This is a genomic window from Pontibacter toksunensis (assembly GCF_042686245.1).
Taxonomy (GTDB): domain Bacteria; phylum Bacteroidota; class Bacteroidia; order Cytophagales; family Hymenobacteraceae; genus Pontibacter; species Pontibacter toksunensis.
The window spans coordinates 126,871-148,418 of record NZ_JBHUOX010000009.1 but is presented as its reverse complement, the minus strand read 5'-3'; the positions used below and the strand labels follow the sequence as shown (position 1 = coordinate 148,418).

The following is a 21,548-nucleotide window of genomic DNA, read 5'->3' as shown; positions in this document are numbered from 1 at the left end:
TTTTTCACAGGTACAACATGGCTATGTTAGCAGCCCGCAAGGCAAATACAACTATAAATCAATGATTTATACCACAAAATCCCGAGCTGCAATTGTATCATTTATATGGTACTTCTACATGAACAGTCTGGTTTGGCAGCTTTATACCTGCCTTGCTTAAGAACTTGGCAGAAAATAATATATAGAATGTTTACCATACGACGTTAAACTTCGTATACAAGTTAACAGTAACTGTACTATACCCTAAAGGCACCTAACTACAACTCTAAAACGGAAGGCCCATGGATGCTCAGGAATACTCTCCGCAATACGTACAGATAAATGAGCTGTACATCGATACAGTGGTGATAGACGAAACAGAGTTTATTACGCTCTGGTGTTTCACTGTGCTCGATGATGAGTATAAGTTTGTGTACCTGGGCTGCGACTTCTGCCAGTTTAACCAAATCCTGATTGCTGCCGGGGAAAAGGGAAAGGAGATTGCCCTGCACATGGCCAACGTGCTCAACCAGCCGTACGATGCCCCTACCCTCATCCCTATAAAAGAACAGTTTGATGAATACCTCGAGCTGACAGGCCATGACATTGTGGTGTATGAGCCAGTAGCGGTAGAAGATGATTTTGAGGACTTTGATGAGGAGGACGAAGACCTGCCTATTGAGCAACTGTTCGGCGGCAAACCAAACAAAACACAGCAGAAATACCTCATCTACCAGCTCGATAAGCTGTACCCTTCTAAGGTGTTCGAGCCTGAGAGAATTGTTTCGGAAGAACTGGTAGATTGCTTTGAGGACGACTCACTGGAACTTGCACAACTGTACTATGACTACATGAATGCCGCAGAGAACGGATATTCAGAAAGTGAGGCACGCCAGGTAGCAGGACTGGACAAAGAACTTTTCTTCCGCATGGCCCGCAAAGCTGCCGACCTCTGGAAGTAATACCCCTGAAATAAAGCGTTAAATAAGCTTACCCTTTTCCTACAACTACACCCACACAATTTCTACCTGCTTCACGCTCTCAGCCTGAACTTTTTACTTATTCATCGACCTCCAACCTCTCCTGATCAACATTTCATTCTTCGTTCAAGCTGTCTGAAAACTTACGAATTCCAAGTTATCCAGAAATCTTTTGGCAGGTAAAACACATAAGTTTAAAAAGCAAACAGTGTGGTAGCTAACAATCAGGTAGCTGTTATACTATAAAGAAACCTTATACTTGCTCGGAGGAAAAGTGATTCCAGTTTCCTGAGAGGCTGCCGGGGGCAGGTTCAGCTACGCAGTGCCGAACGGGAAAACGCGCCCCCGCGGGAGTGGAGCGCACGTAGCAAACAATAGAAAAGGCCAACCATGAGCCATTGTCTAAGCCGCCACCACGCCAGCTTAGACAATAACAATCTCTTTTCTGGATCTTACTTCTTTACCAATAATGCCAAAATCAAAAGGAAGTAAAAGCAAAATGAACTTTGCCCTACCTTTCTTATCTTTATCTTTTCAGAACAAACCATATCAACTTCTTTATGAATAAACGATTGCTTTTCGTGCTGTCGGTTGCCTTGCTGGGCGGTACAACGATGGCGCAAAAACAACCCATGACCACCGATGATGGTCTGAATATCACTGCACTGGGCGGTGCCGTTATTTCTCCGGACGGAAAATCAGTTATCTATAGCAAGTCTGAGCTCAACTGGGAAAAGAACAAGCGGGAAAGGACGTATCACCATGTGTCCTCCAAGGGCGGCGAGAGCTACCAGTACTTGGGAGAAGACGGCGGAACAGACCTTACCTACTCCCCTAACGGCAACTACATTGTTCTGAAGCGAAAGGTGGAGGACCACGAGCAGTTGTTCCTGATGCCTACTGCCGGCGGCGAGGCCGTGCAGCTGACAAAGCACGAGAGCAACGTTGGCAAGTTTGTGTGGAGCAAGGATAGCAAAAAGATCTTCTTTGTGTCTTCCGTGCCCCGCAGCAAGGAGGAGCAGAAACTCTACAAGGCTGGTAACGACGTGCTGTTTGTAGATGAGGGCCCGAATGGCCAGACGGAGGGTGCCTGGGAGCACCTGTGGGTGTTTGACCTCGACACTAAGAAGGCAAACAAGCTGACAAAGAACGAACTGCTGATTGGCGACTTTGATGTGGCTCCTGATGGCAGGCGCCTTGTATATACAGGCCGTACTGAGAACCGCCGCAACCAGCGCAACCTCTCCGAAATTTACCTGCTGCAGCTTTCCGGCGACACGGCAACGGTGCAGCTCACGGATAACAAAGCACCGGAAGGAGATTTGAGTTGGGCACCTGATGGCAAGAGCTTCGCCTACATGGCCGCTGACGACAAGGAATGGGAGTTGCGCAATGACAAAATCTGGGTGATGGACCCGAACACGAAGCAGCATCGTATGGTATCTGCTAAATTCGAGGGAAACATCCACAACTATTTTTGGGCGCCAGATGCCAAATCTATTCTTTTTACGGGCCTGCAGCGCACCAACACAAACCTGTACCGCCTCAATCTAGCGAAAGGCGATGTTAAGAATCTGAGCAACCGCACTGGTACCTGGCATATATTAAGCACTACGCCAGACCGCAAGAAAGCCGTGCTAAGCTTCAGCGACTATAAAACGCCCCTTGATGTATATGTATCAGCAGTAGACAAATTTAACCCGACGAAGCTAACCAACCTGAACCCGCGTATCACCGACTCGCTGCAGCTGGCTACGGCCGAAGTAATACGGTGGAAGAGCAAAGATGGCATGGAGGTGGAGGGCATTATGTACCTGCCAACTAACTATCAGAAGGGAAAGCAGCACCCTTTCCTGCTGCATATACATGGCGGCCCGGCAGGTGTGTTTACAAACACCTTTAGTCCTGCGCACCATGTGTGGGCAAATTTGGGCTATGTGCAGCTGGCACCAAACGTACGCGGCAGCAGCGGCTATACCGATGATTTGCTCCGTGGCAACATGGGCGACATTGGCGGCGGTGACTACGAAGACCTGATGAGCGGTGTGGACAAACTCGTGGCTGACGGCCTGGTAGACAAAGAGAAGATGGCCGTGCGCGGCTGGAGCTATGGCGGTATCCTGGGTGGCACCACTATCACCAAAACCAATCGCTTCAAAGCGGCTTCCCTGGGTGCCATGGTATCTGACTGGGCATCGGAGTATGGCATTGGCTTTAACCATGACGTGCGCCTGTGGTACATCAAGGGTACACCTTGGGAGAATCCGGAAGGCTATCGCCAAAAGTCTGTGCTGACGCATGCAAAGAACATCCAGACACCAACGCTTATCCTGCACGGCTTAAGCGACGTGACAGATACTGAGGCACAGAGCATGATGCTGTTCACAGCGCTGAAGGACATGAACAAGACGGTGCGTTACATTCAGTTCCCGCGAGAGCCGCACGGTTTCCGTGAGCCACGTCACCAGCGCATCCGCGACATCGAGGAGATCAAGTGGATTCAGAAACACACGCTGGGCATAGACTGGAAGGCACCGGAGCGGAAAGAAGACGTAAAGAAGGCTGAAGAGAAAGCACAAGCTTCCACAAAGTAGTCTGTTTCTTATGTATAAGAAGTGGAGGTGCGGGCTTGCCGTTGGCACCAGTGAAATTGAATCAATCCGTACCAACTAAAACAGGGAGGTGAAGCCAGTTGGCTTCACCTCCCTGTTTTAGTTTTAACTTCTACTATAGTTATTCTACTGGCATCGCTGCAGAGTCGGGCTGTGCCAGTTTGTCCAGTTCCTCCCGCATGTGCGCCCGCATATCCATAAGCAGGTCACGCACCTTCTGGTCATCGGCTCTGCGAAGCGCTTCTTCATAGCGGTCTAGCTGTGTGCGGTGTGAGCTGGCAATAAAATCGCGGTAGCGGGTGTCGAACGCCTCCCCCTCCAGCAGCTGAAACTCCTGCACCAAACCCCTGTCGGCACTTCCGAGGCTGTCTGGTAGTTGAACGCCGTCGTTACCATCCATCAACCGTTGCATCCGCTTCAGGGCACCGCCGTGGAAATCTGCAGCACGCTGGCCAAAGGCCCTGATATTTTCGGTAGAGCCCTTTTCTATTGCAAGGCGGCTGATCTCTGCCTGCAGCATGTTGCTGCTGGCCGCATAGTCCCAGAAAGCGGGGTCATACATAATGCTGCGGTTAACAGTAATGGTTTTTGCTTCCGGGTTAGAAGAAGGCCCGTCGCAGGCCAACATCAGTAGAAACAATGCACCAAACAGGTTTGTGAGTAGCTTATCATAAAACATAAATTGTATCTCGTATTATAGGGTTTGTTACCTATACTACGCAGTATACAAGTTTGGTTTAGGTCTTTTAAAACTTCCTCTAAAAATACAGACCAACCTCACATGGCTGCTATACCAATTTCTCTTTTTCAGAAGGTATAGGCCTTCCGGACTACCGTTAAATTACTCTCTCTGCCTTGCTCTGCCACAACGTGGGCAAGCTTCGGTTGCTTCACCAGTTCTTCGGGTAAACCGATGCTCTGGTCGTAGAGGTACATGGTGATCGGAATGCCTGCCTTCAACTGTAGCTCCAACTCCACCGCCTTGCTGGTAGGCAAACCGTGCAGACGCGTAAAGTACACAGGGCCTTGTTCCGCATCAATTGGCTGTAGTTTCAGGTCTTCTCCTGCCAGCGAAGCCCCCACCAAGGCATCAGCTGTTTGTGGCTGCAGTACCAGTTCGAGGTGAGCTGCATCGCGCGGCGAAGAAAGGCGCAGGCGCAGCAACCGCTTATCTCCTGTTACAGAATCCTGCAGCACCTCTGCCACAGGGGCAGGCACTTTGACAGCCTCTGCGCTACTTTTCAGGTATTCGATACCGGCATGGGGATATATTTCTTTTAGCGGTCCGGTGGTGGTGCCCCCCTGGAAGAACTGCTGGTTCCAGTCATCGGTTACCTGGAAAGCCGAAGCCCAATAGGCCTTGCCGGCATCTGCATCCAGAAAATAGCTCACGTGGCTGTGCAGGGGCCGTCCGGCAACAGGTTTTTCATAATCGATGGCGCGGGCCACCTCTATGCCACCTGCCAGCAACAGGAACAGCGGCAAGAGCGGTATGCCGCGCCAGCTGAAGCTCCGCTCAATTATTCGGAGCAGCGGCAGCAGCAGCCCCAGCAATAACACAAAGAGTGCTACCATACCCATCGGCAGTTGCAACGAAAAAGCAGCGAACACCACCTGCACAATGGGCATCATGATAAAGATGGCAGGCACAGAGGCTATAAGCAGAATCAGCGCAAACCGGAAGCTCACTCTCTCCACCTTATGCAACCCTGCCAGGAAGATAGTCAGCACCCCGATTAGGATGAACAGCACCGGGAAGAGAATCAGGTACATGGCGTTTGGCATGAGCAGGTAAAGGGCTGTTGCCAGCACAAACTGGAACACCAGCATCCCCATCACCAGCGAAAAGAGGCGTAGCCATCGTAAAACAGACCAACTCAGCAACAGGAAGAGGCCAAGGGCAAGCAGCAGGTAAGCCATCAGGAACATATCTGCTCCATAAAGCCCATTGAAGGGGTGCGAGAGGGGCAGCAGTTGCAGCACAAGCTTGTTTATCGGGATGAACAGCCCTACCACTACAGCCACCAGCAGCAAGCTCGCCATAAAGCCGGCCGCTACCTGGCCCACTGTAACAGCTTTCTTTTGCACGCCAACCAGTATTGTAACCACCAGCAGCAGCGTGGCAAGTGCAATCCAGAGCAAATTCAGGTTGGCATTGTAACTGATCACCCAGCCATCAATAAAATTGAAAAATACGGAGTCAGGAGCCTTCGTAGCCGTGAGGGGAATATGGCCAAAGTGCTGCATGAGCGCCAGCAGATTGCTTCCGTGGTGCTGCAGGCTGCGCTGGCTCAGGTTTTCAGGAGAGTCTGTGGCTTTGTGGTAGTGTACAAATCCACCAATAAAAGCTGAGTTCAGCCCGGTGTAGCCCGCATCTTTGAAGATGGTGAAATCTGTATTGTTGGGCATTCGGCTGTAGATCTCATAAGCCAGGGAACTAGTATAGGGGTAAGGTGCCGCCTGGATGAACTGCTTCGCCACCCAACCATTCTCCGAACTCATTTCAAAGGTCAGGCTGGGGCCATCATTGCCTCGTGCCTCCAGGTTTAGCACCAGTGCCACCTCCTGGGCCCAAGGATGTTTCATAAAGGCCTTTGCGCCGTATAAGCCATACTCCTCCCCGTCCGTCAGGAGCACAATCACATCATGGTCCAACGACTCTGCCTGCTTCAGGGCCCGGATTGTTTCCATTATAGCCGCCACGCCCGCGCCATCATCGCCGGCGCCTCGTGCGTTTGGTTGGGAGTCATAGTGAGCTACTAATAGAATCGCGTTATCGCTTGCACCGCTGCCTTCTAGCCTACCAATAAGATTATATACATGCCCTACGTAAGACGCCGGGCCGGCTTCGTTCACTGCCGTTGCTTCCTGCACCTGCGGGTTCAGCCCCAGTTGCTGCATTTCCTTTAGCAGGTAAGTCCTGACGGCGGCATGTGCCGCTGTGCCCATGGCATGCGGTTCCTGCGCTATCTGGTGCACGTAAGCCATTGCCCGCTCCGCCGAAAACTCCTCTGCAGGAGCACTAGCCGGCTTTGGTTTGGGCGGCATCAGCAGGTAAATACTTAACAGCGCAAAGCCTGTGAGCGACAGCAGCAGGAAGATAGCAATGGCATGGTTGCGGTACCGCATGAGGTGTTCGTTTAGAGAAGATATAACAGCTACCTAATATAGAAATTAATTCTCAAATGTGTGGCAGCAGCATTTGTATCCCTATAAAGCAAAGCGGCACCGCCTGTTTATAGACGGTGCCGCTTTGGGTTACTTTCAGAACATCCTGTTAAACAATTTCATGCTTCTCAGGGTCATGCACTTCGCTCTGCCGGAGTTGCACAGGCTCTGTCTTCTTGCGTAGTTTCATGTTCAGCATTTCCACCATCAGCGAGAAGAACATGGCGAAATAGATGTAGCCCTTCGGTATGTGCTGGTGCAGCGATTCCACTATCAGCATAAAGCCGATCAAAATCAGGAACGAGAGCGCCAGCATTTTCACTGTTGGGTGCTTGTTCACGAAATCACTCACGTACTTGGCAAAAACCAGCATAATACCCATCGCCACAACAACGGCAATGATCATAATGATTACTTCCTGCGCCAAACCTACGGCCGTCAGAATGGAGTCGAAGGAGAAAACAATATCGATCAGTATAATCTGAATCAGCACCTGCGACATAGAGGAGTATACCTTGCTGCCGCCCTTTGCCTCCTCTTCCTCACCTTCCAGCTTGTTGTGGATTTCGGTGGTACTTTTAGCCAGCAGGAACAATCCTCCCGCAAAAAGAATGATATCGCGCCAGGAAACCGGGAAGTCTGCCTCGGTGAAAGGAAGGTTGATCGAGAACAAAGGCGCACTGGCACCCACTATCCAGGAGATGAACAACAACAGAATAACCCGGAACACCAGGGCCAAGGACAAGCCTATCGTACGGCCTTTGCCTTGTTGCTCCGGTGGCAGCCTCCCCACAATAATTGAAATAAAAACAATGTTATCAATACCAAGCACCACCTCCATAAAGGTCAGTGTGAGCAAGCTTATCCAGGTGTCCGGATTAGCGAAGATTTCCATATAGGTGATTATTAATTGTTAATACTTAATTGTTGATTTTTACTCTCCTAAACTACAGTTGATATGTGCGGCCACTATAAAAGGAATTAGCCCTAATCTCTTATTATCAATACAGCCATTCAACATTCAACAATGAAGTTAAGACTTCATGTTGATGAACTGCAAGGGCATGCCTATTTCTTCGCTGTTACCGCGCATCACGGCTATTACGTCCTGCAGGTCGTCTATCTTCTTGCCTGTTACGCGGATTTGCTCATCCATGATGGCGGCCGACACTTTTAATTTGCTGTCTTTTATCAGCTTCATTATTTTTTTGGACGTCTCCTTGTCGATGCCTGCCTTCACTTTGATATCCTTCTTCACCATTGCCCCCGACTGGTACGCCTCTTTTGAAAAATCAAGTGCGGTAGCGTCTAGCCCCTGTTTCACCATTTTGCTTAGCAGTACATCTTCTGTGTGTTGCACACGCATGTCGTTTTCCATCGCGATGTGTACTTCATTTGCCTTTTTATCGTACTCGATGCTGCCCTTGGTATCGCGGAAATCGTAGCGGTTCATAATTTCCTTACGGGCGGTGTTAATGGCGTTGTCCATTGTCTGTGGATCTACCTTGCTCACGATATCGAAAGATGCCATAGTTTTTAATTGTTTCCTTGTTCCTAAAATTAGATTTAGACGCTATAAAGCCAACAAAGTTATTTTATTTTTGAGGATCAGAAGAAAGAAGTTTATTGTTCATTGCTGATTGTTTCTTGTTGAATGGTTATTTTATCGGAAGTCGGACCGTAGCTATAAGGGTGAGGCTTCTTTCAAAATTAAATCATCCGACCTCACATGACAATAGCAATCAACATCAATCCATTAACAATCAAGATATGGAAGTGATAGAACCCGCCACACCAGAAGAGTTCCAGAAGTACTACCGCCTGCGCTATGAAACACTGCGCCAGCCCTGGGGGCAGCCGGAGGGCAGTGAACGCGCAGATGATGACGACACCGCCATACATGCCATGCTAATAGACGACGACAAGGAAGCAGTGGGTGTTTGCCGCCTGCACATGAACACACCACTGGAAGCGCAACTGCGCTTTATGGGCATCAGGAAAGACAAGCAGGGGCAGCAGCTTGGCAACCTGTTAATGGAGTACCTGGAAGCCCGCGCAAAAGCGCTGGGAGCCATGACTATTACGCTTCAGGCCCGTGAGAATGCCGTTAACTTTTATCGCCGGAACGGGTATGAGGTAGTGGAAGAAACGTACGTCCTGTTTGGCACCATACAGCACTACCGCATGACCAAGCAGCTCTAACACAGCAAAACACGATGAAGAAACAAACGAAAATCTGGCTTAGCGCTGGTGCGCTGGTGGCTGCAACTGCCGCGGTCAGCAAGTACAGCAGCAAAAACGCGCCGCTCGAAACAGTACCTGACGTAGACCTAGACCGCTACCAGGGCCGCTGGTACGAAATAGCACGGTTTCCGAAGCGCTTCGAGAAAGGCTGCCACTGCGTGTTTGCCGAGTACACGAAACACCCGAAAGGCCATGTAGAGGTATACAACTACTGCCGCGAGGGCGGCCCGACAGGCAAGGAAGACACTGCCAAAGGAAAGGCTTTTCCGGTGGAAGGCAGCAACAACAGCAAGCTGAAAGTACAGTTCTTCTGGCCCTTTCGGGGCGACTACTGGATTCTGGAACTGGACCCGGATTACCAGCACGCACTGGTCGGTTCCCCTGACCGTGAAAGCCTCTGGGTTCTCTCCCGCACTCCCCAACTAGATGAGCCTGCCTATAACCGCCTGGTGCAGGCGGCACGGCAGAAAGGCTTCCCTGTAGAGAAACTGATGCTGACAGATCAGAGCTGTTATGGATAAGGTGTTTTGATGACGCGGCCACTCAGGAATAATAAAGCGGGCTATTCCGCAGCAGGTTTGTAGTCCAGGGGCAGCATGTCTCCGAGCTTTTCCCAGCCCCAGTAGCCTTCGAAAAACACGTTCAGCGGCTCTATAATGTTGCCGTTGCTTTCCAGGTGCACTTCATCGCTCTCCAGGTATATCACGGATGTCTGGTAAGACGGCTTTCGCTCACTGAACATGCTCTGTTGCCACACATATTCCTCTTCCTCCTTTTCGCCGATATATACTACCTGGAAGAAACCTTCAAATGCCAGCTTGGCGCCTCCTGCATGCTGCTGCAGGTAGTCGCTGTAAGGCACCGGGTTTATGTCCAGCGATTCAATCATTTTCGGCAGCCTCGCCCTTGACAGGATGTCTGAGATAGAGTCATCGCCTCCTGTCTGCATTGCTCCGCCACTGGCTCGGAGGGCTGCGCGAGCGGCGGCAATCTGCTCTTCGGTAGGGCGGTCCGGGTTGGGAGTACGGTACAGGCGGCGCAGGTTAAAGCCTTCTTCCTCGAGGCGCTTCTGCTGCACTGCCCGCACAAAGTGCAGCACAGATCCATTGTACGCCCGAAGCCTGTTACGTTCCCACCGTTTCCGCTTCCCTTTGCTTCCCTGCATCAGTTCATACCGCGGGTAGCCTAGGTATATGGTATAGCCTTCGCGCCCATAAAACCTGAAATCTGTTAGCAGGTACTCCATTTTATACCCCAGCGCCTCGTTGCGGATTTGCAGTGGCTCGTCTGCCTGTACCTCCAGCAGGCCAGCCTCACTGTCGAACGTGATCGTCAGTATTTCCGGGTTCAGCAGTTTGCTCTGCCTTCCGAATTCACTTAGCCCTAAGAACTTCTCTTTGAACACTGCTAAGTTATCGTACCACTGTTTGTCGTGCATGCCTTTTACCACCACCTCCTGCAGCGCATTCTCTTTGGGCCGTAGTTTAAACACGATGGATTTAGGGAGTGCTGCCGTGTTCACCGGGTAAATAATTGGCTCATAGCCCAGGTAAGACACTATCAGCTCATAATGGCCGTCCGGCAGCTTCAGAGAAAACGCACCTGCCTCGTTGGTGGAGGTGCCAATAGTAGTGGTATTCACATAAACCGATACAAACTCAAGCGGCTTTTCCGTCAGCTCGTCCACTACACGCCCCTGCACCACATGTTGCTGGCCCAGTGCAGACAGGGAGAAGATCAGGAGCAGGACAAGGAGAGACAGTGACTTGTACATAGGTCCCAATATAAGGCAGCCTATTGCTAATTTTCTTTCTGCGTCAGCCACTTTAACTCAATTTTAATAAAGTGGATTACTGGCCGCCACGAATTAATCTCTGTGCTTTAAACCAGCCGGAGCACTGTTTGCGAAAAGATGTACCCGGATGTTCAACGCCAAGAACGATATCAGCCGTAAGAAAACGAGATTATGAGAATTCAAGAAGAAACGGGGAAGAGATGAGTTATAAGTACAGCATTTATTATCCAGCCGCCTACAATGAACAGGAGGAGAAAGAGTGGCCGCTGATCCTCTTTCTGCATGGCGCGGGCGAACGGGGTGATGACCTGGAGAAAGTAAAGCTGCAGGGCCTGCCGAAGTACCTGACAGGCAAAAAAGACTTTCCGTTTGTGGTAGCTTACCCGCAGTGTCCCCGCCTGTCTTACTGGCAGGTGCCCCTGTTAAATGAGTGGCTGAAAGAGGTACTGAAGAAGGTGAAGGCAGACAAAAACCGCATTTACCTGACGGGCATCAGCATGGGCGGTTATGGCACCTGGCACTGGGCGGCAGCACGACCGGAGATGTTTGCCGCCATACTGCCTGTTTGTGGAGGCGGTGTGACCAGGAGCGCACGCCAGCTTGCCAACATGCCTATCTGGGCTTTCCATGGAGCCAAAGACGACATTGTGCCGGTAGAGGAAACGCTTGATATGGTACATGCTCTGGAAGCAGTGGGAGGCCATGTAAAGGTTACCATTTACCCGCATCTAAAGCACGACTCCTGGACCGAAACTTATAACAACCCGGAGATTTACGACTGGCTCCTGCAGCACAAAAAAGAGGATGAGCAGCAATAGGTAGTACTCCCTATGCGCCGCGCTTCTGCTGCATTCGCTTCACAACGTTGCGGAGAATCGTGCGCGGCATCAGGCGCGTAGAAAGTACGGTGAGTTTGTTATGGATGCCGGGTATCACCACCACCTTGCCGGCCATCATACCCTTGTATCCTGCCTTGGCCACGCTTCGGGCGTCGGCAACAAACTGCTTTGTAAAGAGGCCGGAGCCATGCAGATTCGCCGCTTCTTTGAAGTTTGTTTCAGTGGGCCCGGGGCAAAGTACCGTCACCGTTACGTTTTCATCTTCCAGTTCAGAAGCCAGCGCTTCCGAAAAGGACTGCACATACGCCTTGCTGGCATAGTATACCGCCATGTACGGACCAGCCGGGGGAAACGCAGCTGTAGAAGACACATTCATGATTTTGCCGTGTTGCCCCTTTGGCAGCTGCTCCAGGAAGAGCTTGCAGAGATGCGTCAGCGACACCATGTTCAGCTGCATCATATCAAGTTCCCGCTGCAGATCAGACTCCCTGAAAGCGCCGTAGTAGCCGAAGCCGGCGTTGTTTACCAGTACATCTACCATGGTGTCCTCCAGTTTCAACTGCGCCATCACTTTTGCCGGGGCATCGTGCTTACTCAGGTCTGCCGCAATCACTTTGGTGTTTACCTTGTATTTGCTTGTAAACTCACGCGCCATACTTTGCAGTTTACCCCCGGAGCGGGCTACCAGCGCCAGGTTGTGACCGTGTTGCGCGAACAGTTCTGCCAGTTCATAGCCAATGCCTGCGGAGGCTCCCGTAATTAAAGCTGTGTAGGTGGAGTGTGTTCGAGGTGCTGCCATTCGTATTGTTTTGAATGTTGATAGGTGATGTTATTTGTTGTCTTCGCGCATTTCCTGCCGGCGCATCGGCATCTGGTCAATCAGGCCAAAGACTTTTTCCAGTTCAACAGCGGCCTTGTTGCGCTGCTTCTGTGTGCCGTCTTTCCCGACTAAAATGACAGAGAAATCTTCCTGCGGCACCTCAAAGCGGCTACGCAAAGCTTTTCCATACTGCCCCTTCTGCCGGGTACCGTTCACGTATACTGCATCCTCCCCAATTAGCTCTATCACCACCATGTCACGGTCAGCAAGACCTGCCTCACCGGCATGTATTATTTCTTTCTGACGGAGGTAAGCCGGATTCTCTGCAGAAGGTGTGAAGATCAGCAGTGGGCGCTTCTTCCATTTAAATTGCTCCAGGATATTTCCGGAAGGTTTATTTTGTGCATCTGCCCGCAGGCCGAAGAGCATGAAGCCAGCCAGGAACAGAGAAAACAATATCTTTTTCATCTTCTAACATACGAGTGCCACCTGCGGGTTGGTTTACACCGTACGGCCAAGCTATTACTACCTGCCAGGCCGTTCTCTTATTCCGCCTTTAGGTAGCTGTGTACATTATTAGCCCAAAACGTTGTTCCGTTGCCAAAAATCCATTAACTCGCTCTGTATAAAAAACTTAAATCAGATAACAATGTCAGACGAAGAATTAGAGCAGCTGCGTTACCCCATCGGCAAATTCAATGTTTCTGCGCCTCTCTCAGCAGATCAGATAGAGCAAGCCATTCTATCTATTGCCAGGCTGCCTGCCAGGTTACAGGAAGCGGTGGCCGACATGACACCGGAACAGTTAGACACACCCTACCGGGAAGGCGGCTGGACAGTACGGCAGGTTATTCATCACCTCCCCGACAGCCACATGAATGGCTACATACGTCAGAAACTGGCCTTAACGGAAAAGGCTCCCTCCATCCGGACATATAATGAAGGAGAATGGGCCGAACTGCCGGATAGCTTACAGGGGGCGCCGGAAATTTCTATAGCGCTTTTAGCTGCCCTTCATCAACGCTGGGTGCTGCTGTTGAAAGGCCTGCAGCCGGAGCAACTGGAGCGGAAGTTTGTTCATCCTGAAAACGGCGAGCAAAGTATCAGGAAACACATCGGCCTCTATGCATGGCACGGGGAGCACCACCTGGCGCATATCACAGCGTTAATGAACCGCATGGGATGGAGAAGTCCGATCAGCAAGGAAGAATTAATAACTGATAATCAATAGTTTAAATTCAGCACCCACAAAATTCACGTTAGAAATACACAATTTTCAAAACAACCTTATGTAAATAACGTTATTATCAAACAAGAGAGCTATAATTGCTGATAAAACATTTTTAAATTATTTTTATTGAAAAATTTGCAATTTAAAAAAGGGTGTTCTATATTTGAATCATCAACAACAATGTAGGGTGTTGAAACTGGCAGACAAGCCCTCCGATCTCGGGGGTGGAGAATCTGGGATAAAGCAGCTTTTTGATCTATCTACTGGTACAAAGACATTTGCCTAACTACTCCGTGGAGGTTCGATTCCTCCCCCTACAGCTAAAAAGCCTCCCAGGACTAACATCCGGGGAGGCTTTCTCTTTTTAGAGAGCATCATTTTAAATTCCTGTCATAAAACGCCGGGCACAAAAAAATCCTGCGCCACATAGTTCATAACCATGCGGCGCAGGATTTAAAAATTTAATATGGATGTGTTACTGCTTGGCTGTGATGGTAACAGGCACTTCCATGTTTTCCCAACGGAGCACAAGGCCGTTGTCCGTTACAGCGTAAGCCAGGCGTTCATTCATTGTATCGGCTTTGCGAGGCGTTGTCGTTACGCGCAGGGCATCCTGCTTTTCGTCGTACTGCGTGCCCCACTGCTTGGCTGTTTTATTGAAAATGACAGTCCATTCGTTTTCCCCTGGAATAGTATAGAAGCTATAAGTACCGGCTGGCAGGGCTTTCCCTTCCACCATTACGTCTTTGTCAAATGTCACCGTAGTGGCTTCGTTTGCTCCTGCACGCCATACTTCTCCATAAGGAACCAGGTCACCCCAGATCTGGCGGCCTTTCACAGCGGGGCTGCTGTAGTTTACCGTAACATTTGCATCTCCTACTTTGCCGGTTGCCGTAGCAGGCGGACTTGCTTTCTGCCCATTACCGTTCTGTGCCCATGTGATGGTGGACACCAGCATACATACAAACAATAAAGCCAATGAATTTAAAATGCGTGTGTTTTTCATAATTTAATTGGTTTGGTTTCTTTAAAAAGGATAAACGTTAGAAAGGGAGGTTATAGTATATATAGCCTGTCAATTGCCATAGCGTCCGGATCAACAAGTAGTATACGTACTGCAGGATTTTTGGCTATAACTAACTTAATACGCTCATATACAGAACTATGCACCTATACAACAGCAGGAGGCCCGGCAGTCGCCACGGTTGTGTTGGTATTAATTACTCTCTCGCTTCGGCTCAATCAGTTGCTTCTGCGCATTATAGAGGCCAACCAGTATACTGTTTCCTTTTTCGTCTACTCTCAGGCCGCCAAACTCTGCCTGTTCAAACTGCTCCCCCTGCCCTTCCTCAAAAAAGTAGGACTCAGCACCAATGTTCAATGACCAATCGCCTTCAAAGTACTTTATCAGTTGCTCCTCTTTCGCCAGAGGAACCGGCTTCTCCTGGTATCGGACAAGGTGCGCAACTCCGTCCTTACCCACACGCACCACAGCATAGCCCCTGCTCTGCAGGCTGTCCAGGTCCGGCACCTGACTGATAGCGTAACTTAAGCGCATGTAGTCGCCCTGCATCAGTGATCGGGGATCAACGGGGGCTAGTTCTAGTAAAATGAGCTGCCCCTTCGCCAGCGTCTCCTCCTTCTGTAGGACAGACCGGTTAAAGAAGCCTAGCACCAGCACCAGGTTCAGCAGTATTATAACGGCGCGCCTATTCCACATAGCTTTTCAGGTTTTTATGGAGTAGCAAATATCCCACGATAAATAAAATACCGCTCAGCACCAGGATGCCTGACTTCACGAGCAGCGTAAACTGCAGATCGTAGTAGTATAGAATAACAAAGTAAATAAGACCCAGCAGGCCAACCGTAAAACTCACCCTATGCCCGATGTAGAAACTGGACACCATCACAAGTAGGGCTCCGGCTATAGAAGGCGTCAGCATAGTGGGCGCCAGCACGAGGCAGCAGCAGATGTAAACGATTGCCTGTGTCTTGCGGTTTGTAACAGGAGCCTGTTGCAGCACCTTGGCCAGAACAACCAGCAGGGCCACCACCAGGAACAGGCTCGATACCCATAGGTGCGTGATGTCGATGGACAGTAGTGGCTGATGCACCAGCAGGGCCAAGCCCGAGAGCAAAGAGAACACCAGCCCCATCCGTAGCGGCCGGTAGACCTGGTTAAGCAAAGCACTCCTACGCATAAACTTCGCTTCCTTTAAACTCATATAGGTGAGCAACGCAGTCACAACACCAATAAAGACGTGCATCAGGTTATCTGCCTCATAAATCAGGGTGATGCCGGCCAGGCTGCCAAAAAAAACCAGTACCGCCAGAAAACGCAAGAGCATGTTATCTGCCACCAGAAACACACCTGCCGCAAGAGCAGCAAGTGCCACACACAGGGCAATATCGCTGGAAATTAGTTCGGAGAAACCAGTACAAAAAAGCAGATACCCCATCATGTTGAAGGCAACGCAGGAGGTCTCCATCATTGTATTGGCATTATAGCGGAGTATTGCAACCGAACCAATAAGAAACACAAGCCCCACGATAAGCATCCCAAGATCTGAATCGTACAGGCCGATGAGCAGCAGGAAACCGATAAAGAAAATGCTGGCCATGATGCCCCCGAAAATGGTCAGGAGCCTGATGGGCAGGCTTGCAGACGAAGATACGCTCTTGGAAATATCTTCCCTGATTTTGCCTTCATCAAAGACAAAGGCCTCCCCCTCTTCCTGCCGGATCTGCTCCAGCAGGACATCTACAGGATGCGCTCTATTGTCCATGCCATTTGTGGTTTGTGTGAATAATGTGCCGGACCAGCAGCGTTGTGCTGCCGATAACGAAGAGGCAGGCAAGCAGCACCATTAATTCAGGGGCGAACTCCACCAGCCTGGCAATAAAGGATGCCGCCACGACAATGCCGCTGAACGGAATCACGGACAGGTAAAACAGGTCGTGGGTGCGGCGGCCGTGCCACATGCCTGCTGTATAACCTGCCACCACTAATAAAAAGCAAAGCCCCCAATCCTGCTGAAAGGAATCGAAGATGTTCGCAATCATGCTTATGGTTATTGCAGTAACGGCTGCTAAGCAAACTACTCTCGGAAACCAACGGCTTAGGGCACTTATCTTCCCTTTCAGGGTAAGGGCTTCCCATACCACCACAGCAGATGCATTCACTATAAAAAGCAAATCGAGCAGCACGGCGAAAGGCCAGTGAACAGCCACCTGTTGGGCATAAAGCATGAGAGTGGTGTTGGCCAAAGCCAGGAAAATGAGCCACAGCGGCGGGAACCGCGACACCACCACCCATAAGGCTATGCAAGCTGTCCACCCCATAAAAAAGTCATAGGCATTCGCGCCCGTCTGGTAAATCTGGCCAAATACGGCAAACAGCACACCCACCAGCAGGGCGCTGCCTGTAAGCAGCATATTCTTGATGCCTGTGCTGAGTTTGGAGAACAGTATGGCACACGCCAGGAGTAGAATCAGAACCTCCAGCAAGCCCAGCTTTACAAACTTATGCATGTCTGCCCAGTTATAGGCGAAGAAGAAGACAATGCCCGCTACCACAAAACCCGCGCCTGTGCCCAGCAGCAGCAACCGTACAAAACTGGCCCAATCGCGGGTGCTGGCGTAAATGTTGGTGCTCCTCAATTTTGCCTCCATACTGCCCTCGCGCCAGTTGCTGTGCCTGGCAACGCTGTAAAGCAAATCGCGTGTGATGTTGGGTTTCATTGGCTTGATGGTGGTTTAGCAGCGCTTGTTTCCGCTCCTGCAGGACCTGCAGAAAGCATGCATAAAATACAAAAGCACCAGCCCGAAAACAATACCCTGAAGGCAAATATTATGCGCTGTAAATACAGCAAGAGTGGCCTTTAAGCACAGGTGTATCTACAGCTGCAGCCTGGATTCTGCTAGGGCTTTACGCCACCGGGTTGTAGTTCAGAATCTCCACCATCTTCTGATGAAACAGCTTTGCCACCTGCTCAAAGCCTTCTTTGCGGAGGTGAATTTCATTATGCCACTGCGCCTCGTTTGGGAAACGCCCGCGCAGGTCGATGTGGTGGAAGTTTGGGTAGGTGTTGCTTAAGCTGATGAGCAACTCGTTGAAAATATCGACCAGCTGCCGGATGATGCGGTTTTGTTCAGTTCGGGTAGTGATGGCTTTCCTGGCGAAGGCCGGTAGCACCCAGGGGCCTGCGAAACGGATGCCAGCCAGTTCATATTGCAAACCACTGGGTATAGCGTAGTCGTAGCCGTGCATGATAACATGGATTCCAGAGTCTACCTGCCACACCTGCTCCAGAAAAGCTGTGATGGCGCTTTTGATGTGCCCGTTCACGCTGTCCCTGAAAAAGTTCTCCCTGAAAAGCGGCAGGCCCGACCTCTTGTGGTTCAGGTACTGCGCCAGCTCCGACCCCACCACATCGTTACCGCCGGCACTGAACAGCACAAACTTCGGCTTCAGGTTTTTAACAGAGCGCAGTGTCTCTTTCAGGCTGATGGGGCCATAGTTATTCGCCCGCTGCACCTGCGTCGCAATCCCGAAGTCGGTGCCGTAGACCATGTTCTCCAGCGTGTCGCCGGGTTTGCTGTGCCTTTTAATGGCGTAGCCCATCTGGCGGAGATGATCAACGATGTCTTTTACAACAGGATAAGAAAACCAGGAGTCGCCCTCCGCCACAATTTTACAATCTTTGTTAGTGCCAGCACTTAGGAGCGTGCGCATTGACTTTTCCTCCAGATCGATTTTTATTTCTTGGATGGTGGCCATATAAAGAGAAGGTTTGAGTTCAGCTTTTTTATTCTTTACGCACAAACGGCTCCCGTTATAGCTAAAGCCCCTCCTCTATCTGATGGCTATTTATTCAATACAGGCTTGCCGGCAGCTTCCATCTTACCAAAATATACCCTTGTGTTTATAAGAGAGCACTAAATAATGATTAAACAAGATGGTTAATTTAAAATTATGCAATTTTGTTACAACCCGACAAACAAAAAGGCGTATTACCTGCCATAATCTCACATTTAAATTATTTTTATTGAAAAATTTGCAATTCAAAAAAGGGCGTTCTATATTTGAATCATCAATAACAATGTAGGGTGTTGAAACTGGCAGACAAGCCCTCCGATCTCGGGGGTGGAGAATCTGGGATAAAGCAGCTTTTTGATCTATCTACTGGTACAAAGACATTTGCCTAACTACTCCGTGGAGGTTCGATTCCTCCCCCTACAGCTAAAAAGCCTCCCAAGACTAACATCCGGGGAGGCTTTCTCTTTTTAACCACCTATAGCAATACTTTACTACACCCACAGCAACATCACCACATCCAAAACGAGAGAATAACCCGCTGGGGAAATGTGTGATGAGGTGCGGCAGCAATTGCCAGATGTTCCCTTTGCGGCCATCGCTTCTTTCAATTTCCTGATAGGTTCAGACCCTGCCCTAAGCTTTATGATTCATTCTGCCTCGCCTGAAGCCATTGTTAAGGAAGAGAAAAAGGCGATAGAGAAATCATTTTTTACTCCAGAAGATGATGAATATCATTTTAACTGGCTGGTCTGCTGGCTTACTTGCAGGATATGAAACAAATACAGGAAATGAAGATATACCCGATTGCTTTTGCTGCCCTGCTGGCCCTGGCCGCCTGTGGTTCCGACTCTGCCGATGGCAATTATAACCAGGTTGCCAGTGAGGAATTGATTGATGAGCAGATAGACGCCGGCACCAAAACAGCTATAGACAGTGTAGCCAGAGCGACCAATGAAGGGAAGATTTTGTATCCGCTGCCCGATACTTTGCTAACGCTGCTGGAACAAAAACAGCCTCAGGCCAAGGTGGCCACAATGACAGACGCGGCAATGTCTAATGAGCGACTGATGGTGGAGAACCCGCTCTTCCTGCGCGGCAACCTCAACGGGAACAGTTCCATGGACTATGCCGTGCAGGTGCTACAGAACGACTCCGTTCAGATTCTGGCCTACCTGGATTATAAAGACCAGGCCCGCGAAGCAAAAGTAGCCAGCTACCCGGCCACAAAACTTGATGCGGAGTGGTACAGCACCTATCAGATACGGCTAGCCCCAAAGGATTCGCTGGTAATGGACAACCGCAGCCAGAAGCGCATCCCGCTACCGACCGACGGTGTGTCGGTAGTAGCAGAAGGCCGTACCACTCTGTATGTTCTGAAGGATGGCCGTTTTATTCCGTTTGATGCGAGAGAGTAAAGTTAAGTGCACAGTCAAACATAGGTAAAAAAAGATGGTAAAGACTGAAAGCTAGTATTTCATTTCAGTCACGTCGCGTAGTTTTGTATTGAAAATTTAGTTTCCTCCTAATCTAGCAATTCTCTATTTTGCATCTCACAAGTTTTGCAGCAGCTTCGTTTCGTAAGGCAAGGAAGAGCCTTCTTCTACAACATGAGCCGAAACTACAAGATTAGCGATCAAAACCAGTTTCACTTTCTCTCTTTCTCCACTGTCAACTGGAAAGACGTTTTTACCAGGCCTGCATACAAAGACGTGGTGGTTGACAGTTTGAACTATTGCATCAAAAACAAAAGATTGGAGGCGTACGCCTGGTGCATTATGTCCAATCATGTCCATTTGATTGTAAGCTCTCACGCTGAGAAGCAGGCAGACATCATCCGGGACCTGAAAAAGCACACTTCTAAAACAATTCTGAAAGCCATCGCTGAGAACCCTCAGGAAAGCCGCCGTGAATGGATGCTTTGGATGTTTAGAAGGGCAGGCAAACGCAATAGCAACAACACCACCTATCAGTTCTGGCAACAGCATAACCAGCCGATAGAACTGAACTCAAACTTTCAGATGGAGCAGAAACTGCACTATATCCACAACAACCCGGTTGAGGCCGGTTTTGTACGGGAGCCGCAGGATTACCCTTACAGTAGCGCCATAGACTACGCAGGCGGCAAAGGCATGGTAAATATCACGCTCTTAAACTAACCATACCGCCAGTTTGAGCGAAGCGTTAACTGGTGGTTATACATGGCAGCAAGTTTGCAACTTGCGGGAGTAGGAATACGGGTAATGCAAGTTGCAAACTTGCCTCATAGACAGCCACAAGTTACGCTCGCGCTAAACTTGCGGCATGTACAGGCACAGTCGCACTTGCGGTGTGCGAACCGTTATATCGAAGGCAAAAAGTTTTTCTTTATTAGATTCAGCCTATATTGCGCTGTGATGACTTATGCTGAAACACTCCCCCTCCCCGTCCTAAAGCTTTGCAGATGGTTTAATGCAGGCTGCTTCCTAATTTGTGTGCTGGTATGTATCGATATTTTCATTCTACCCCGCTTGGTGTACAAAGAAAAGATAGTCTCGAGGCAGGAAATGTATACTACAACCCGAAACAGGTTTTCCGGCCAGTCTCATAAACGACAATTAGATAGTGTTATATTAACAACCAAAAACTTCCGCTTTCTATACCACAAAGCTCAGGGATTTGATCCCACAAAAGCTGATTCCGTTCGCTTTGTTTCTACTCTTTTATTTAGAATGGTAGAGAGAGGTTATATGAAACGCCATGGAGAAGAGCAGGAATTGAAGCACGGCGCAAGCATGTTTGGAACTAGTATGTTTATACCCATTTCAATTGCTTTCATAGCCATTTTTGGAATAGCAATGCGACACAATAAAGAGCAATTGTTGAATGCCGCAATGATGAACATCATATTAATCATCATACAACTTTGGCTGTTGGGGTACTTCTATTCAATTGCCAACTAGGTAGTAGTATAATAGTTGTGATTCCCCAGCGGCGGCAGAAGAACTACGCTGACAACTCCTAATTGCTTTGCATATAGCGCAACCTTCTCCCCCTCCTCGCAGTTCTGATAAAACATTAAGTT

At 49.6% G+C, this 21,548-nt stretch carries 21 protein-coding genes; 9 read left to right on the top strand and 12 right to left on the bottom strand.

From position 1 onward, the window contains the following. The first annotated feature begins 281 nt into the window (after positions 1-281). Together ACFS7Z_RS13690 and ACFS7Z_RS13685 are read left to right on the top strand one after the other, a co-directional pair. Positions 282-941 carry a hypothetical protein gene (locus tag ACFS7Z_RS13690; protein WP_377485480.1) on the top strand — a complete coding sequence of 220 codons (660 nt, stop codon included), beginning with the start codon at positions 282-284 and terminating at the stop codon, positions 939-941. A 578-nt stretch (positions 942-1,519) separates the two neighbouring features. Next, positions 1,520-3,553, top strand: a complete 2,034-nt coding sequence (locus tag ACFS7Z_RS13685) for a S9 family peptidase (protein ID WP_377485478.1) — start codon at positions 1,520-1,522, stop codon at positions 3,551-3,553. Positions 3,554-3,692: 139 nt separating this feature from the next. Here ACFS7Z_RS13685 and ACFS7Z_RS13680 read toward each other — a convergent pair whose 3' ends face one another. The 4 genes from ACFS7Z_RS13680 to ACFS7Z_RS13665 form a co-directional block, all read right to left on the bottom strand. Next, positions 3,693-4,250: a DUF4142 domain-containing protein gene (locus tag ACFS7Z_RS13680; RefSeq protein ID WP_377485476.1), complete on the bottom strand. Its 558-nt coding sequence runs from the start codon at positions 4,248-4,250 to the stop codon at positions 3,693-3,695. A gap of 128 nt (positions 4,251-4,378) precedes the next feature. Further along, the gene (locus ACFS7Z_RS13675; RefSeq protein ID WP_377485473.1) at positions 4,379-6,700 is read right to left on the bottom strand and encodes a M20/M25/M40 family metallo-hydrolase; all 2,322 of its coding nucleotides are present in this window, start codon (positions 6,698-6,700) and stop codon (positions 4,379-4,381) included. A 148-nt stretch (positions 6,701-6,848) separates the two neighbouring features. Next, positions 6,849-7,634 (bottom strand): TerC family protein, encoded by a 786-nt coding sequence (locus ACFS7Z_RS13670; RefSeq protein WP_377485471.1) that lies wholly within the window; start codon positions 7,632-7,634, stop codon positions 6,849-6,851. Between the two features lie 138 nt (positions 7,635-7,772). Continuing rightward, entirely contained in the window at positions 7,773-8,270 is a 498-nt protein-coding gene (locus ACFS7Z_RS13665) for a YajQ family cyclic di-GMP-binding protein (RefSeq protein ID WP_377485468.1), read from the bottom strand. A gap of 239 nt (positions 8,271-8,509) precedes the next feature. Between ACFS7Z_RS13665 and ACFS7Z_RS13660 the strand changes: the two genes are divergently transcribed. Both ACFS7Z_RS13660 and ACFS7Z_RS13655 read left to right on the top strand, forming a co-directional pair. Further along, the gene (locus tag ACFS7Z_RS13660) at positions 8,510-8,941 is read left to right on the top strand and encodes a GNAT family N-acetyltransferase (protein WP_377485465.1); all 432 of its coding nucleotides are present in this window, start codon (positions 8,510-8,512) and stop codon (positions 8,939-8,941) included. A 14-nt stretch (positions 8,942-8,955) separates the two neighbouring features. Next, the gene (locus tag ACFS7Z_RS13655; protein ID WP_377485462.1) at positions 8,956-9,504 is read left to right on the top strand and encodes a lipocalin family protein; all 549 of its coding nucleotides are present in this window, start codon (positions 8,956-8,958) and stop codon (positions 9,502-9,504) included. 41 nt (positions 9,505-9,545) lie between these two features. On the opposite strand, the gene ACFS7Z_RS13650 is transcribed toward ACFS7Z_RS13655, so the two are convergent. After that, positions 9,546-10,757: a carboxypeptidase-like regulatory domain-containing protein gene (locus tag ACFS7Z_RS13650; RefSeq protein WP_377485459.1), complete on the bottom strand. Its 1,212-nt coding sequence runs from the start codon at positions 10,755-10,757 to the stop codon at positions 9,546-9,548. A 221-nt stretch (positions 10,758-10,978) separates the two neighbouring features. On the opposite strand from ACFS7Z_RS13650, the gene ACFS7Z_RS13645 reads away from it, so the two are divergent. Beyond that, positions 10,979-11,596: a carboxylesterase family protein gene (locus tag ACFS7Z_RS13645; protein WP_377485455.1), complete on the top strand. Its 618-nt coding sequence runs from the start codon at positions 10,979-10,981 to the stop codon at positions 11,594-11,596. 10 nt (positions 11,597-11,606) lie between these two features. Here the strand turns inward: ACFS7Z_RS13645 and ACFS7Z_RS13640 are convergent, their stop codons facing one another. Together ACFS7Z_RS13640 and ACFS7Z_RS13635 are read right to left on the bottom strand one after the other, a co-directional pair. After that, positions 11,607-12,416, bottom strand: a complete 810-nt coding sequence (locus tag ACFS7Z_RS13640) for an SDR family NAD(P)-dependent oxidoreductase (RefSeq protein ID WP_377485452.1) — start codon at positions 12,414-12,416, stop codon at positions 11,607-11,609. 30 nt (positions 12,417-12,446) lie between these two features. Then, complete coding sequence (locus tag ACFS7Z_RS13635; RefSeq protein WP_377485449.1) at positions 12,447-12,905, bottom strand: DUF4174 domain-containing protein; 459 nt, start codon at positions 12,903-12,905, stop codon at positions 12,447-12,449. Between the two features lie 181 nt (positions 12,906-13,086). Between ACFS7Z_RS13635 and ACFS7Z_RS13630 the strand changes: the two genes are divergently transcribed. Next, positions 13,087-13,668 (top strand): YfiT family bacillithiol transferase, encoded by a 582-nt coding sequence (locus tag ACFS7Z_RS13630; RefSeq protein ID WP_377485447.1) that lies wholly within the window; start codon positions 13,087-13,089, stop codon positions 13,666-13,668. Between the two features lie 475 nt (positions 13,669-14,143). Here the strand turns inward: ACFS7Z_RS13630 and ACFS7Z_RS13625 are convergent, their stop codons facing one another. From ACFS7Z_RS13625 to ACFS7Z_RS13605, 5 genes are all read right to left on the bottom strand, one after another. Beyond that, positions 14,144-14,674, bottom strand: coding sequence for a DUF2911 domain-containing protein (locus ACFS7Z_RS13625; RefSeq protein ID WP_377485444.1), 531 nt, complete (start codon positions 14,672-14,674; stop codon positions 14,144-14,146). Between the two features lie 210 nt (positions 14,675-14,884). After that, positions 14,885-15,388 (bottom strand): GDYXXLXY domain-containing protein, encoded by a 504-nt coding sequence (locus tag ACFS7Z_RS13620; protein WP_377485441.1) that lies wholly within the window; start codon positions 15,386-15,388, stop codon positions 14,885-14,887. Beyond that, positions 15,378-16,454 carry a DUF4401 domain-containing protein gene (locus ACFS7Z_RS13615; protein WP_377485438.1) on the bottom strand — a complete coding sequence of 359 codons (1,077 nt, stop codon included), beginning with the start codon at positions 16,452-16,454 and terminating at the stop codon, positions 15,378-15,380. Before ACFS7Z_RS13615 ends, ACFS7Z_RS13620 begins: the two co-directional genes overlap by 11 nt. Beyond that, complete coding sequence (locus tag ACFS7Z_RS13610) at positions 16,444-17,409, bottom strand: DUF2157 domain-containing protein (RefSeq protein ID WP_377485435.1); 966 nt, start codon at positions 17,407-17,409, stop codon at positions 16,444-16,446. The genes ACFS7Z_RS13615 and ACFS7Z_RS13610 overlap by 11 nt, the downstream gene beginning before the upstream one ends. Before the next feature lie 187 nt (positions 17,410-17,596). After that, entirely contained in the window at positions 17,597-18,448 is an 852-nt protein-coding gene (locus ACFS7Z_RS13605) for a hypothetical protein (protein ID WP_377485432.1), read from the bottom strand. A gap of 809 nt (positions 18,449-19,257) precedes the next feature. Between ACFS7Z_RS13605 and ACFS7Z_RS13600 the strand changes: the two genes are divergently transcribed. From ACFS7Z_RS13600 to ACFS7Z_RS13590, 3 genes are all read left to right on the top strand, one after another. Continuing rightward, positions 19,258-19,902, top strand: coding sequence for a hypothetical protein (locus ACFS7Z_RS13600; protein WP_377485429.1), 645 nt, complete (start codon positions 19,258-19,260; stop codon positions 19,900-19,902). A 192-nt stretch (positions 19,903-20,094) separates the two neighbouring features. After that, positions 20,095-20,643 carry an REP-associated tyrosine transposase gene (locus tag ACFS7Z_RS13595; RefSeq protein WP_377485426.1) on the top strand — a complete coding sequence of 183 codons (549 nt, stop codon included), beginning with the start codon at positions 20,095-20,097 and terminating at the stop codon, positions 20,641-20,643. A 42-nt stretch (positions 20,644-20,685) separates the two neighbouring features. Further along, positions 20,686-21,426, top strand: coding sequence for a hypothetical protein (locus ACFS7Z_RS13590; RefSeq protein ID WP_377485423.1), 741 nt, complete (start codon positions 20,686-20,688; stop codon positions 21,424-21,426). Positions 21,427-21,548 lie beyond the last annotated feature (122 nt).